At 69.4% G+C, this 13,680-nt stretch carries 14 protein-coding genes; 11 read left to right on the top strand and 3 right to left on the bottom strand.

The window, feature by feature from the left end; genetic code table 11:
• Positions 1–47: 47 nt before the first annotated feature.
• Entirely contained in the window at positions 48–611 is a 564-nt protein-coding gene (locus AWC25_RS04860) for a hypothetical protein (protein ID WP_069402354.1), read from the top strand.
• Between the two features lie 27 nt (positions 612–638).
• Here AWC25_RS04860 and AWC25_RS04855 read toward each other — a convergent pair whose 3' ends face one another.
• Positions 639–1,520 (bottom strand): SDR family oxidoreductase, encoded by an 882-nt coding sequence (locus AWC25_RS04855; RefSeq protein WP_085166429.1) that lies wholly within the window; start codon positions 1,518–1,520, stop codon positions 639–641.
• A gap of 84 nt (positions 1,521–1,604) precedes the next feature.
• Here AWC25_RS04855 and AWC25_RS04850 point away from each other — a divergent pair, with 84 nt between their 5' ends.
• Complete coding sequence (locus AWC25_RS04850) at positions 1,605–2,177, top strand: TetR/AcrR family transcriptional regulator (RefSeq protein WP_085166428.1); 573 nt, start codon at positions 1,605–1,607, stop codon at positions 2,175–2,177.
• Here AWC25_RS04850 and AWC25_RS04845 read toward each other — a convergent pair.
• Complete coding sequence (locus AWC25_RS04845; RefSeq protein WP_085166427.1) at positions 2,174–4,324, bottom strand: acyl-CoA dehydrogenase family protein; 2,151 nt, start codon at positions 4,322–4,324, stop codon at positions 2,174–2,176. The two genes, AWC25_RS04850 and AWC25_RS04845, sit on opposite strands and share 4 nt — an antisense overlap.
• 274 nt (positions 4,325–4,598) lie before the next feature.
• Between AWC25_RS04845 and kstR the strand changes: the two genes are divergently transcribed.
• Positions 4,599–5,198, top strand: a complete 600-nt coding sequence (gene kstR, locus AWC25_RS04840) for a cholesterol catabolism transcriptional regulator KstR (protein ID WP_069402368.1) — start codon at positions 4,599–4,601, stop codon at positions 5,196–5,198.
• 2 nt (positions 5,199–5,200) lie between these two features.
• Here the strand turns inward: kstR and AWC25_RS04835 are convergent, their stop codons facing one another.
• Entirely contained in the window at positions 5,201–6,280 is a 1,080-nt protein-coding gene (locus tag AWC25_RS04835; protein ID WP_085166426.1) for an Rv3575c family transcriptional regulator, read from the bottom strand.
• Positions 6,281–6,501: 221 nt separating this feature from the next.
• Between AWC25_RS04835 and AWC25_RS04830 the strand changes: the two genes are divergently transcribed.
• From AWC25_RS04830 to AWC25_RS04795, 8 genes are read left to right on the top strand one after another with little or no spacing between them, the layout of a single operon-like run.
• The gene (locus AWC25_RS04830) at positions 6,502–7,377 is read left to right on the top strand and encodes a metal ABC transporter solute-binding protein, Zn/Mn family (RefSeq protein WP_372513392.1); all 876 of its coding nucleotides are present in this window, start codon (positions 6,502–6,504) and stop codon (positions 7,375–7,377) included.
• The gene (locus tag AWC25_RS04825; protein WP_069402360.1) at positions 7,364–8,203 is read left to right on the top strand and encodes a metal ABC transporter ATP-binding protein; all 840 of its coding nucleotides are present in this window, start codon (positions 7,364–7,366) and stop codon (positions 8,201–8,203) included. Before AWC25_RS04830 ends, AWC25_RS04825 begins: the two co-directional genes overlap by 14 nt.
• Positions 8,200–9,060 carry a metal ABC transporter permease gene (locus AWC25_RS04820; protein ID WP_069402361.1) on the top strand — a complete coding sequence of 287 codons (861 nt, stop codon included), beginning with the start codon at positions 8,200–8,202 and terminating at the stop codon, positions 9,058–9,060. The genes AWC25_RS04825 and AWC25_RS04820 overlap by 4 nt, the downstream gene beginning before the upstream one ends.
• 47 nt (positions 9,061–9,107) lie before the next feature.
• Positions 9,108–9,818 carry a sensor domain-containing protein gene (locus tag AWC25_RS04815; RefSeq protein WP_084229514.1) on the top strand — a complete coding sequence of 237 codons (711 nt, stop codon included), beginning with the start codon at positions 9,108–9,110 and terminating at the stop codon, positions 9,816–9,818.
• 6 nt (positions 9,819–9,824) lie between these two features.
• A complete protein-coding gene (locus AWC25_RS04810; RefSeq protein ID WP_084229515.1) occupies positions 9,825–10,583 on the top strand; it encodes a sensor domain-containing protein in 759 nt (252 codons plus the stop codon).
• A 9-nt stretch (positions 10,584–10,592) separates the two neighbouring features.
• Positions 10,593–11,351 (top strand): LamB/YcsF family protein, encoded by a 759-nt coding sequence (locus AWC25_RS04805; protein WP_069402362.1) that lies wholly within the window; start codon positions 10,593–10,595, stop codon positions 11,349–11,351.
• Complete coding sequence (locus AWC25_RS04800) at positions 11,351–12,271, top strand: MBL fold metallo-hydrolase (protein ID WP_069402363.1); 921 nt, start codon at positions 11,351–11,353, stop codon at positions 12,269–12,271. The genes AWC25_RS04805 and AWC25_RS04800 overlap by 1 nt, the downstream gene beginning before the upstream one ends.
• 13 nt (positions 12,272–12,284) lie before the next feature.
• Complete coding sequence (locus tag AWC25_RS04795; RefSeq protein WP_069402364.1) at positions 12,285–13,526, top strand: SLC13 family permease; 1,242 nt, start codon at positions 12,285–12,287, stop codon at positions 13,524–13,526.
• Positions 13,527–13,680: the final 154 nt, after the last annotated feature.

The raw sequence follows: 13,680 nt of genomic DNA, 5'->3' as shown, positions 1-13,680 counted from the left end.
TCGCGCAGTTACGTTCTCCCCTTGAGATTCGACGGAAGGAAGCGCCGATGTTGCGCTCGGTCACGGGCACGCTGATCGCCGGCGCTGCCGCCGGACTGATGTCGACCGTGCTGCCCCTGCCCGTACCCGTTGCTGTTCCCGTTGCCGAGGCGGCGAGCAACACCGCCACCACCCTGTTCCCGTTGGACGGGCCCAACCAGCTGGAGACGCGGGCCGTCCTCAACTGCTTCAAATCCGATGGCCACTGCGACTTCAACGTCGGCGCGGACATGCAGACACCCAACGGCGTCACAGGGTTCCCGCCCGGCCTGTGGGCGCGCCAGACCACCGAGATCCGTTCGTCCAACCGGATGGCCTACCTGGACGCGCACGCCAACGGCCAGTACGAGCGGGTGATGAAATCCATGGGCACCGACGAGATCACCACGGTGTACTTCGGCGAGGGCCCGCCGGAGAAGTACCAGAGCACCGGCCGGATCGACTCCACGGATTGGTCGACGGGACAACCCAAGACCGATGTCAACGTCATCGTGTGCACCCACATCCAGGTGGTCTATCCCGGGGTCAACATCACCTCGCCGAGCACCTGCGCGCAGACGACGTTCTCCTGACGCGGTCCGGATCCGGGCCGCGTGCCCTCATGCCGGAATGACGCCGGTTTCCAGGTCTTCGAGCAGGCTGGGGCCGGTGGGGCGCCAGCCGAACCGTTGGCGGGTCAGCGCGCTCGACGAGGGCTGGTCGACCGCGAACATTGTGCCGAGCGGCCCGAATTTGTCGGGCGCCGCGGGTTCGACGGGGACATCGAGCCGGCGGCCGATCACCTCGGCGATCCGCCGCATCGGGTCCCCCTCGTCGCCCACCGCGTGCAGGACCGAGCCCGGCGGGGCCTGTTCGAGGGCGATGCGGAACAACCTCGCCGCGTCGTCGCGATGCACCGCGGGCCAGCGTTGCGTGCCGTCGCCGACATAGGCCGACACCCCAGTGTGTTGCGCGGCCCGCATCAGCAGGCCGGCAAAGCCGTAGCGCCCGCCGGCGTCGTGCACTGAGCGCGGCAATCGCACCACGGCCGATCGCACGCCGCGCCCAGCGAGATCGACGACGGCCCGGCCGGTGCGGCCGCGCCCCGACATCGGGCCCTCGGTGGTGAACGGGTCGTCCTCGGTGCTGGGCCGTCCGGTCACCGCGGGAGTCCCGCCGGCCAGCACCAGCGCCTTGCCGGTGTCCACGAGCGCGTCGCCCAGCGCGGTGACCGCGCGGGCCTCGTCGCCGATCGCGTCGCCGGCACGGCTGAAGTCATGGGAGAACGCCAGGTAGACAACGCCGTCGGCGTCGGTACCCGCCTTCGCTAAGAGGTCGAGGTCGGTGATGTCGCCGCGCAGCGGCTCCGCACCCAGGCCTGCGACGGTCGCCGCCGCGGCCTCCGAGCGCGCCAGGCCGACGACCTGATGGCCGGCGGTGAGCAAGTCCGCGACGACGGCCGAGCCGATCCCTCCGCTGGCTCCAGTGACGAGTACGCGCACGAACAGCTCCTTCGGGTGATGGGACTTTTATCCCATCACCCTACACCGGTGATGGGACCATGGTCGCGTCACTATCGTGGGACCATGGCCCGCTGGGAACCCGACGCGCGCGAACGCCTGGTCGCCGCGGCACTCGAGCTGTTCAACGAACAGGGATACGACGAGACGACCGTGACGCAGATCGCCGAGCGGGCCGGCCTGACCAAGAGCACGTTCTTCCGCCATTTCCCGGACAAGCGCGACCTGCTGGCGGCGGGTCAGGACGCGATCGCACAGCTACTGCGCGAGGGCATCGCCGCGGCGCCCGCCGACGCGACACCGTTGACCGCGGTGTGCTCGGGCCTGAAATCGGCGGCGGCGGCCTTCACGTCGTTCAACCGCGAGCTCGCGCCCCGACTCAAGGCCGCGATCGCCCCCAGCCGCGAACTTCAAGAACGCAACGCGCTCAAGCAGATTGGGCTCGCCCTGGCGATGGCCGAAGCGCTGCAGACCCGGGGCATTCCCGAGTCGACGGCGGTGTTGGCCGCGGAGCTGGGGGCGCTGGCGTTCAAAAAGGCCTATGCCCGCTGGGGCGAACCGGGCGAGAGCGGCGATCTGGGTGTCATGGCCTGCCAGGAGTTACGCGAACTCCACTCCGCCGCGGCCGATCTCGGCTAGCGCGGCAGGCCCAGCAGTCGCTCGGCGGCGACCGTGAGCAAGATCTGCTCGGTGCCGCCCGCGATCGTCAGGCAGCGGGTGTTGAGGAAGTCGAACACCGCGCGGTTGTGGACCAGGCCACCGCCCTCGGCGACGTCCATCGTGAATTCGGCCAGCGCCTGCCGGTAGCGGACCCCGATCAACTTGCGCACGCTGGATTGCGCGCCGGGGTCCTGGCCGCCCACCGCGAGCTGGGCGATGCGCTGGTCGAGCAGGGCACCGGTCTGCGCCAACACGATCAGCCGCGCCAGCCGGTCCTGTTCGGCAACGTCGAGATCCCGCGCCGCCAAAAGCTTTAGCAGGTCTTCCATCGGATTGCCCAGGGCCGTCCCGTTGGCCATCGCCACCCGCTCGTTCGCCAAGGTGGTGCGGGCCAGCCGCCACCCGTCGTTGACCGCACCGACCACGAGCTCGTCGGGCACGAACACGTTGTCCAGGAACACCTCGTTAAACAGCGAGTCGCCAGTGATCTCCCGCAGCGGCCGGATCTCGATGCCGGGCGAGGTCATGTCGACCAGAAAATAAGTGATGCCTTTGTGTTTCGGGGCGTTCGGATCGGTGCGCGCCAGGCACACGCCCCAGCGGGCCTTGTGCGCCGCAGACGTCCAGACCTTCTGCCCGGTCAACAACCAGCCGTCACCCGGCTCTTCGGTGCGCACCGCTTTGGTGCGCAGCGACGCCAGGTCGGAGCCCGCCCCGGGCTCGGAAAACAGTTGGCACCAAAGGAATTCGCCGCGCAGCGTGCCCGGCACGAATCGCTGCACCTGCTCGGGTGTGCCGTGCTCGAGGATGGTCGGTGCCGCCCACCAGCCGATCACCAGGTCGGGCCGTTCGACGCCGGCGGCGGCCAGTTCCTGATCGATGAGCAGCTGTTCTGCCGGAGCGGCGGCACGCCCGTAGGGTTTGGGCCAGTGCGGCGCCTGCAATCCCGCTTCGGCCAGCGCAAGTTGCCGCTTCTCGACTGGCAGTGCGGCAATCTCGGCGACCGCCGCGGCGATCTCGGCGCGCTGGCTCTCGACCTCGGTGAGATCGATGCTCAGGCGGCGCCGTACCCCGTCCTGGGTCAGCGCGGTGACGCGGCGGAGCCATCGCTCGGGGCCGCGTTGCGATCCAGCCAGGAACCGGCCGATCGCGTGCGCGCGGCGCAGGTACAGATGTGCGTCATGCTCCCAGGTGCAGCCGATGCCGCCGAGAACCTGGATACAGTCCTTCACGTTGGCCTTGGCCGCGGCGATGCCGACGCTCGCTGCCAGGGCAGCAGCGATGGAGAACTGCCGGGCGTCTTCGGAATCCGGGGACTCGCGGGCCGCGCGCGCCGCATCGGCCGCGGCCACCTCGGCCTGCTCGGCGCGGCACAGCATCTCCGCACACAGATGCTTGATGGCCTGGAAGCTGCCGATCGGCTTGCCGAACTGCTCGCGCACCTTGGCGTAGGCGACGGCGGTGTCCAGCGACCAGCGGGTGATCCCGGCCGCCTCGGCCGCCAGCACCGTCGCGGTCAGGTTCTCGAGGCGCTCGCGCGATACGTCGATCGGCGTGGCCGGCGCCGACGACAGCACCACACGCGCCAGCGGCCGGGAGAAGTCGGTGGCCTGCAGCGGCTCGACGGTGACGCCGTCGGCGGCGGTGTCGACCAGCACCCATTGCTCGGCGGCGGGCAACAGCAGCAGCCCCCCGGCGGCGCCGCCGAGCACGAAGTCGACCGTTCCCGACACCGAGGCGCCGTCGAATCGCGCGGCGCCCTCGAGCGCGAGCCCGGCGAAACGCTCGCCGGAGGCCAGCCCCGACAGCACCTCCGGGTCGGTGAGAACGAGTGTTGCCAGCGCGGTGGTCGCGATCGGCCCAGGGACCAGCGCCTTGGCCGCCTCCTCGACCATCGCGCACAGGTCCTCGACGCTGCCGCCGGCCCCGCCGGCGTCCTCGGAGATGGCCACCCCGAACAACCCGAGGTCGGCCAGCCGAGCAAACACCGGTCGCCACGCGTCGGCATCACCCTGCTCTACCGCGCGGATCGCCGCGGTCCCGCCCGGACCGGACGTCGTGTTACGGGCCCAGTCGCGAACCAACTCGCGCGCCGCAAACTGTTCGTCGGTGACGGTCGCTACCACCTGGAGGCCCTCCGTGTACTGGATTCAGCGTGACCGTTAGGGGCACTACTGCAGACTAGAACGTGTTCTAATAGTGCCAGCGAACGACCCTCAAGTCGAACGCCATCGCAGCAGGACAGGTCGCTGGCCCGGCGGAACGGAGGTGGGAAATTCACATTCGGCTTGCGTATCGTTTGCGAACGAACCGCCCGCAAGAGGAGCAACCCGTCAGATGTCGCCAACGAACGTCAACGAGGGCCACGTCTCTGACTCGCAGCCGCGCGAGGTCATGAACGTGGCCGTTCTCGCCGAGTCCGAACTCGGCTCGGAGGCACAACGGGAGCGCCGCAAACGCATCCTGGACGCGACGATGGCCATCGCGTCGAAGGGCGGGTACGAGGCTGTCCAGATGCGGGCGGTGGCCGACCGGGCCGACGTGGCCGTCGGCACCCTGTACCGCTATTTCCCGTCGAAGGTGCACCTGCTGGTCTCGGCCCTGGGCCGGGAATTCAGCCGCATCGACGCCAAGACCGATCGCTCCTCGATGACCGGCGGCACCCCGTTCCAGCGGCTGAATTTCATGGTCGGCAAGCTCAACCGGGCGATGCAGCGCAATCCGTTACTCACCGAGGCGATGACACGTGCCTACGTCTTCGCCGACGCGTCGGCGGCCAGCGAGGTCGACCAGGTGGAGAAGCTCATCGACAGCATGTTCGCGCGCGCGATGAGCGACGGTGAACCGACCGAGGACCAGTACCACATCGCCCGGGTGATCTCCGACGTGTGGTTGTCCAACCTGCTGGCCTGGCTGACCCGGCGGGCCTCGGCGACCGATGTCAGCAAGCGGCTGGACCTGGCCGTGCGACTGCTGATCGGCGACACCGACTCGAAGTAGCGCTACACGGGCGGACCGGCGGTGCGGCCCCGGATCAGCTCGGTGTCGAGCAACTCGACAACCGGCAGCCCGGACCGTGGCGGGCTGAGCAGCAACTCCCCGGCCCGATGACCCTTCTGCAGGCTGGGCTGCGCCACCGTCGTCAGGCCCCGGTTGATGGCATCGGGCACGCCGTCGAAACCGGTGACGCTGATCTGGCCGGGCACGTAAATGCCATGTGCACGAAGGTAATCCATCGCCGACAACGCCAGAACGTCGGCGGTGCACATCAATGCGGTGATCCGCGGATTGGCCTCCAGCGCCACCTTGGCCGCCTCGCCGCCCGAGGTCGACAGGTGCTCGTAACTTTCCACCACGGTCAGCGACTCCGGAGCCAGCCCGACGGCCCGCATGGCGTCCCACACCCCGGCAATACGTTCCCGCTGCACGCTGAACATCAACGAGCGCAAGCGATCCGCGTCCGCCACGCCTTGCCGGCGGTCCTGACCGAGGCGCATGGTCAGCAACCCGATCTCGGTATGACCCAACCCCAGCACGTAGTCGGCGAGCTGGCGCATCGCCGCCCGGTCGTCGATGCCGACCCGCGACACCCCGGACAGCCCGGCGGGTTGATCGACCACCACCACGGGCAGCCGCCGCTGCAACACCAGCTGAAGGTGGGGATCGTCGTCCCGCACCGAATACACCACGAAGCCGTCCACGCCCGCGCTCAATACCGCGGCATTGCCGTCGTCCGGGCTCCGCGTCGGCCCGACCGCGACCAGCAACAGCCCCTGGCCGCGCTCTTCGCACGACTCCGCCACTCCCGCAACGAAATCGCGAGCCGCCGGGTCGTTGAAGAAGTACGTCAACGGCTCGGCCATCAGCAGCCCCACGGCGTCCGCCCGGCGGGTGCGCAACGACCGCGCCACCGGGTCTGGGCCGGCGTAGCCGAGCCGTTTGGCGGTGGCCAGCACCCGTTCGCGCATATCGGGCGAGAGCTGATCCGGCCGATTGAACGCGTTCGAAATCGTGGTTCGTGACACCTTCAGCTCGGCAGCCAACGACGCCAGCGTCGCACGCCGTCGTGGTGTCGGGCTCACGTTGGCTGACGCTACCGCCCATCACTTGGCCGCGCTCCCACCGGCGCGATCTGCTAATTTGTTGAGAACGATTTTCAACTCGGATGCGTCTGCTGGCGGGGGGTGGCGAGCAGGAGCCCGCAACCGTATGCGCTGATGGGACCGGAATGAGCCAAGTCGAAGGGCAGCGCCGACGGGCCGGCTCGCGGCTCGCCAGCCGCACTTTCGCGGCGGCCTGTTTGATGGGCGCGACCGCCCTTGCGGGCTGCGGAGCGGGCGGTTCGGGACACCTTCATGACGCCGGCATCGTCGCCTCGACCGACGTCTGGGGCAGCGTCGCCCGCGCGGTCGCCGGACGGCATCTGGACGTCAAGTCGATCCTGCGCGGCTCCAACGTCGACCCACACACCTACCAGGCCACCGCCGCGGACGCCGCGAGCGTCGCCGACGCCCGGTTGGTGATCTGCAACGGCGGCGGCTACGACCCCTGGCTGACCCAGGTGCTCGCCCAGCATCCCGACATCAAACCGGTGGACGCCTACTCGTTCGCCCCCAAGCCGGACAACGCAACACCACCCAACGAACACGTCTTCTACGACCTCACCGTGGCCAAGGCGGTGGCCACCACCATCGCCGACCGGCTCGCGGCCGACGACGCAAACGACGCCGCCGACTACCGGGCCAACGCCGCCGCATTCGACCGCGACGCCGACGCCGTCGTCGCCGCGGAACGCTCGATCGCCCGCACGTATCCCGACGTCTCCGTCGTCGCCACCGAACCGGTGGCCTACTACCTCCTTCAAGCCACCGGACTGGTGGATCGCACTCCCCCCGCGTTCGCCAAGGCCAACGAGAACGGAACCGACCCGGCACCGGCCGACATGGCGTTCGTCCTCGACCTGGTCAACCATCGTCAGGTGGCGGCGGTGCTGGTCAACCCGCAAACGGAGACACCCGCGATCACCGGCCTGCAGGACGCAGCCCAACGCGCGGGCGTTCCGGTCGTCCTGGTGACCGAGAGCCTGCCCGACGGCATGGAGTATCTGAATTGGCAGCGTGCCACGGTCAACCAATTGCAGGCGGCGCTGCGATCGGGCCGGACCGATGCCGGTCATTGACCAAACCCTCGAGACGACCGAGCCGCGCCCGCCCGCGGTCTCACTGTCCGGTGCCCGGCTGGCGTTCGGCGAGCGTGTCCTGTGGGACGGGCTGGACCTGACCGTGTCGCCGGGCGAGTTCATCGCGGTTCTGGGTCCCAACGGAACCGGCAAAACCTCGTTGCTCAAGGTCCTGCTGGGACAGTTGCCGCTGAGCGCGGGCGCCGTCGAGGTGGACGGCAAGGAAGTCACCTCGGGCAGCGGGGACATCGGCTACGTCCCGCAGCACCGCCCGATCGACCGGGACGTGATGCTGGTCGGGCGCGACCTGGTCGGGCTCGGCGTGGACGGGCACCGCTGGGGCACCGAACCGCTGCGATTCGCCCAACGGGCCCGGCGCCGGCAGGCCGTCGACCGGGCGCTGGCACAGGTCAACGGCGAACAGCTGGCCGACGTCCGCGTCGGGTTGATGTCGGGCGGGGAGTTGCAGCGCATGCGCATCGCCCAGGCCCTGGCCAGCGACCCGATGCTGCTGCTGTGCGACGAGCCGTTGCTGACGCTGGACCCCGCCAACGCCAAGCTGGTCGCCGCGCTCATCGACCGGCGCCGCCGTCAGGCCAACACCACGGTCATGGTGGTCACCCACGAGATCAACACGATCGTGTCCTACGTCGACCGCGTGCTCTACCTCGTCGACGGCCGATTCCGCATCGGCACCGTCGAACAGGTCATGAACACCGAGACCCTCTCCACGCTGTACCGGGCCGACATTCAGGTCGTCAAGGTCCCCAGAGACCACGGGGATCGCTACGTCGTGATCGGCGAAGACGGCGGGCACGCGTTATGAACGACCAGCTCTCCGAGGTGCTGGGCAATCTGTTCGCCTTCGACATCACCGCCCGACTGCTCGGCCACGACTTTGTCCAACAGGCGGTGCTGGCGGCCGCGCTGCTGGGGCTGGTCGCCGGGCTGATCGGTCCGTTCATCGTGATGCGGCAGATGTCGTTCGCCGTGCACGGGTCCAGTGAACTGTCGCTGACCGGGGCCGCGTTCGCGTTGCTCGTCGGAATTCAGGTCGGTCTCGGCGCGCTGATCGGCAGCGCGGTGGCCGCCGCGCTGTTCGGGATCCTCGGCGGTCGGGCGCGGGAGCGCGACTCGGTGACCGGGGTGGTGCTGGCGTTCGGGCTGGGCCTGGCGGTGCTGTTCATCTACCTCTACCCGGGGCGCACGACGACAAGCTTCGCGCTGCTCACCGGGCAGATCGTCGGGGTCGGCTACACCGGGCTGGCCATGTTGGCGTTGGTGTGCCTGCTGGTGGTCGCGGTGCTGGCCGCGTGCTACCGGCCGCTGCTGTTCGCCACGGTCGATCCCGACGTCGCCGCCGCGCGTGGCGTTCCGGTCCGAGCGCTGGGCATCGTGTTCGCCGCGCTGGTCGGCGTGGTGGCCGCCCAGGCCGTGCAGATCGTCGGCGCGCTGCTGGTGATGTCGCTGCTGATCACGCCGGCGGCCGCGGCCGCGCGGGTGGTCGCCTCACCGACCGCGGCCATTGTGGCCTCGGTGATCTTCGCCGAGACCGCGGCCGTGGGAGGCATCGTGCTGTCGCTGGCGCCCGGCATCCCGGTGTCGGTCTTCGTCGCAACGATCTCGTTTCTGATCTATCTGCTGTGCTGGCTGCGGGGGCGACGGCAGGAGGCCGCCGCTTAAGCTGGTCCCACGCAGTGATGCACTGGCCAAAGCAGGGGGAGACAACGGTGCGCCGGCAGTTCGCGGTGTGGGCGCTGACCGCAGCGGCCACCTTGGTGGGTGGTTGCACCACGAGCGTCGCCGGGCGCGCGATGCCGGCGGACCGATCGGGGGGCCCGGCTCGCGATCCGGTGGCGGTATCGGCGCTGGAGGGGCTGCTGCTCGGGGTCGTCGAGGTCAACAATGCGCTGGGCGCTACGTCGATGAGGGTGTGGGTGACCAACAAGGGCATGTGGGACTGGAGTTCCGGTATCAGCGACAAGAACTGCCTGGCGGTCGACGGGCCCGCCCAGGAGAAGGTCTACTCCGGCACGGGCTGGACCGCGGTGCGCGGCCAGCGGCTCGACGACAGCGTCAACGACTCCAAAAAGCGGGACCACTACGCCATTCAGGCCGTCGTCGCGTTTCCGTCCGCGCACGATGCCGACGCCTTCTACGGATCGTCGGTCCAAAGTTGGTCGGCCTGCTCGAATCGGCGTTTCTCCGACGCCGTGCAGGGCCAGCCGGACACGGTGTGGACGGTCGCCGGCGTCACCAACGACAACGGCATGCTCAGCACTGCGGAGGTGCAGGAGGGCGGCGACGGGTGGACCTGCCAGCGGGCGCTGACCGTCCGCAACAACGTCGCCGTCGACGTCGTTACGTGCGCCTACAGTCAGGCCGGGACGCGGGCCGCCGACATCGCGGGCCGGATCGCGGCGAAGGTGTCGCAGGGGTAGTAGGCGATGCACCGGTTGACTCGCTGGCCGACGGCCTTGCTCGCGGCCCCGTTGGCGTGCGCGCTGACGGTGGCGATCGCCGGCTGCACCCGGGCGGTCGACGGCACCGCGATGGCCGCCGAACCCGGGTGGCGCATCCCCGCGACGTCGACGACCCTTACCTCAGCCCCGCCGATGCTGCCCCCGACGGCCCTGGAGGCCATGCTGCTGAATCGGGACCAACTCATCGCCGTGGCTGGTGGCACCGCCATGGCCACCACCATGGCCTTGGTCGGCACCGCCACCAGCACGTCGGACTCCGCACAGATCGTCGACGATCGCACCTGCCTGGGACTGAGCTCGGTGGGCGATGTGACGGTGTACGCCAACAGCGGATACGTCGCCATGCGCGGCAACCAGTTCAGCACCCCCAACGCGGTGGCGGCCGACGTCACGCAGCTGGTCACGTCGTTCACCACGCCCGGCGACGCGCGGGCGCTACTGCAGCGCGCCCGACAGGATTGGCAGCAATGCGCGCAGCGGCGGTTCGGCTTCCACTCCTCCAACGGCAACCACAGCTATTTCCTAACCCACGACGTGCGGGCCGGCGATTCCCGCATCACACTGTCGATGCGCCAGGAGGAAGACGCGCGCTGGGGCTGCTCGCACGCGATGGCGGTGCAGCGGGCCGTCGTGGTCGAGGCGCGGGTCTGCCTGCTCAACGAGGACACCGACGCGGCGGTCAACAGCCTGCTCGATCAAATCGTCGCCAAGGTTCCCCAATAAGCTAGGCGGATGGCCGTCATCGACCTCAACGCCGACTTGGGCGAGGGCTTCGGCGTCTGGCGGCTCGGCGACGACGACGCCATGCTCGGGATCGTCACCAGCGCCAACGTCGCGTGCGGCTTTCACGCGGGTGACCCGGCCGGTCTGCTGCGAGTCTGCCGCGGCGCCGCCGCGCGGGGGGTGCGCATCGGCGCCCAGGTGAGCTATCGCGACCTGGCCGGATTCGGACGGCGCTTCATCGATGTCGACCCCGCGGACCTGACGGCGGACGTGGTATATCAGATCGGCGCATTGCAGGCGATCGCGCGCGCGGCCGGGTCGACCGTCAGTTACGTCAAGCCCCATGGCGCGCTGTACAACACGATTGTGACCAATCCCGAGCAGGCCGCCGCCGTCGCCGAGGCGGTGCGCTTGGTGGACGACACGCTGCCCGTGCTGGGCATGGCGGGTTCGGCGTTCTTCGCCGCGGCCGAGCGGCTGAATCTGACGACGGTCGCCGAGGCATTCGCCGATCGTGCCTACCGGTCCGACGGACAACTGGTCTCCCGCCGGGAACCGGGTGCCGTGCTGCATGACCCGGAGACGATCGCGCAGCGGGTGCAGGACATGGTGTCCTGCGGGCGGGTTACCGCGGTCGACGGCAGCCCGGTCCAGCTGCGCGTGGAATCGGTTTGCGTGCACGGTGATTCGCCGGGCGCGGTGCAGATCGCGACGGCGGTCCGGGACGGGCTGCGGGCCGCGGACATCGATGTCAGGGCGTTCTGCTGATGCGGCTGCGGCTCGGGCGACCCGACATCGCGCGATATTCCGACCGGTTCGACGTGCCCGTTGCCGGCCCGGATGCCGGACCGTGGGTGACCTGGCTGGGGGTGGCGACGCTGCTCATCGACGACGGGTCGTCCGCGCTGCTGACCGACGGCTACTTCTCACGCCCCGGCCTGGCCCGGGTCGCCGCCGGCAAGGTGGCACCGTCACCGGCGCGGGTGGACGGCTGCCTGGCCCGGGCCGCGGTGTCGCGGCTGGCGGCCGTCATCCCGGTACACACCCACATCGACCATGTCCTGGATTCCGCGCTGGTCGCCGACCGCACCGGCGCGCAATTGGTCGGCGGCGAATCGGCGGCCAACGTGGGGCGCGGCTACGGCCTGCCGGAGGAGCGGCTGGTGGTGGCGGCTTCGGGTGAGCCGATTCGGTTGGGTGCCTACGAGGTGACGCTGGTGGAGTCGCATCACTGTCCGCCGGACCGCTTCCCCGGCGTGATCGACGCACCGTTGGTGCCGCCGGTGAAGGCGGCCGCCTATCGCTGCGGGGAGGCCTGGTCGGCACTGATCCAGCATCTGCCGACGGGCAAGCGGCTGCTGATCCAGGGCAGCGCCGGCTTCGTCACGGGCGCACTGACCGGCCGGCACGCCGATGCCGTGTACCTGTCCGTCGGTCAACTGGGCCTGCGACCTCGGTCCTACCTGCTCGACTACTGGGCGGAAACCGTGCAGGCGGTGGGCGCGCGCCGGGCGATCGCCATCCACTGGGACGACTTCTTCCGCCCCTTGTCAAAGCCGTTGCGGGCCTTGCCCTATGCGGGCGATGACCTCGATGCGTCCATGCGCATCCTCGACGAGCTGGCGGCACGCGACGGTGTCGCACTGCACCTGCCGACGGTGTGGCGGCGCGAGAACCCGTGGCAGTGAAGCGGTCCAGACGTTGACACTGACCGTCGCGCTGCTGTTGCTTGCTGTCGTTCTCGGCTTTGCCGTGGTGCGTCCGCGCGGGTGTCCGGAAGCGGTCGCGGCGGTTCCGGCCGCCGCCATCGTGATTGCGGTGGGCGCGGTCTCGGTCGATCAGGCGGTCAAGCAGGTCGCCGGATTGTCAGGCGTGGTCGCGTTTTTGGGCGCGGTGCTGGTGTTGGCCAAGCTGTGCGACGACGAGGGCCTTTTCGAGGCGGCGGGGGCGGCGATCGCCCGGACCCCCCGCGGCTCGCACGGACTGCTGCGCCAGGTGTTCCTCATCGCCGCCTCCATCACGGCCGTGCTGAGCCTGGACGCCACCGTGGTGTTGCTGACGCCGGTGGTGCTGGCGGCGGTGCGCCGGCTGCGAACCCCAGTGCGGCCCTACGCCTATGCGACCGCGCACCTGGCCAATGGCGCCTCCCTGCTGTTGCCGGTGTCCAATCTGACCAACCTGCTGGCATTTCACCTCGCCGCCATCTCGTTCACCCAGTTCACCCTCGTGATGGCATTGCCGTGGCTGCTCACCGTCGCCACGATGTATGCGGTGTTCCGCTGGTTTTTCGCCGCGGATCTGCGCGCCGCCCCGAACCCCGAAGAACTCGGGCCGGCACCGCGACCACCGGTGTTCGTCTTGGTGGTGGTGGGGCTGACGCTGGCCGGGTTCGCGTTGTCCGAACCGCTGGGCGTGCCGCCCGCGTGGGTGGCCCTGGCCGGCGCGGCGGTGCTGGCGGTGCGCAGCCTGCGCCGCGGACATACCACCGTGACGGAAACCCTTCGGTCGGTGCACGTTTCGTTCTTGGTGTTCGTGCTGGCCCTGGGCGTCGTGGTGCAGGCGGTGACGCTCAACGGAATGGATCGGATGATGTCGGCGGTGTTGCCACACGGCTGCGGGCTGCCGGCGTTGCTGGCCATCGCCGCGGTGGCCGCGCTGCTGGCCAACATCGTCAACAATCTGCCGGCGACGCTGGTGCTGTTGCCGCTGGTCGCACCAGTCGGGCCGGTGGGAATCCTGGCGGTGTTGATCGGGGTCAACATCGGGCCCAACCTGACCTATGTGGGATCTTTGTCAAACCTGTTGTGGCGGCGTGTACTTCGTCGACACGACGTCGAGGCGGGCGTCGGGGAATACACCCGGCTCGGGCTGTGCACGGTGCCGCCGGCGCTGGTGGTGGCGGTGGTCGCGCTGTGGGGATCGGCACGAGCGCTGGGCCTCTAGGAGTCTGCTGAATTATGCACGTTGGGGGCGGGGTGGCTCGCGGCGCTTGTTGGCGCTGATTTGAAGTCAGACCCTGGGGTCGACAGAAGAGGTCCCCCCGCCGTTGTTCAGCGTGGCATCGCGGTAACGTGCTTGGCAATGACCAAGGGCGGCT

Source organism: Mycobacterium sherrisii (genome assembly GCF_002102355.1).
GTDB lineage: Bacteria > Actinomycetota > Actinomycetes > Mycobacteriales > Mycobacteriaceae > Mycobacterium > Mycobacterium sherrisii.
This window is presented reverse-complemented; position numbering and strand designations above follow the sequence as displayed.

Bases quoted from the DNA above. Each gene is read 5' to 3' on its own strand.
- AWC25_RS04810 (WP_084229515.1), top strand. From the start codon at position 9,825: ATGCACCGGTTGACTCGCTGGCCGACGGCCTTGCTCGCGGCCCCGTTG.
- AWC25_RS04800 (WP_069402363.1), top strand. From the start codon at position 11,351: ATGCGGCTGCGGCTCGGGCGACCCGACATCGCGCGATATTCCGACCGG.
- AWC25_RS04820 (WP_069402361.1), top strand. From the start codon at position 8,200: ATGAACGACCAGCTCTCCGAGGTGCTGGGCAATCTGTTCGCCTTCGAC.
- AWC25_RS04860 (WP_069402354.1), top strand. From the start codon at position 48: ATGTTGCGCTCGGTCACGGGCACGCTGATCGCCGGCGCTGCCGCCGGA.
- AWC25_RS04850 (WP_085166428.1), top strand. From the start codon at position 1,605: ATGGCCCGCTGGGAACCCGACGCGCGCGAACGCCTGGTCGCCGCGGCA.
- AWC25_RS04825 (WP_069402360.1), top strand. From the start codon at position 7,364: ATGCCGGTCATTGACCAAACCCTCGAGACGACCGAGCCGCGCCCGCCC.
- AWC25_RS04830 (WP_372513392.1), top strand. From the start codon at position 6,502: ATGGGCGCGACCGCCCTTGCGGGCTGCGGAGCGGGCGGTTCGGGACAC.
- AWC25_RS04805 (WP_069402362.1), top strand. From the start codon at position 10,593: ATGGCCGTCATCGACCTCAACGCCGACTTGGGCGAGGGCTTCGGCGTC.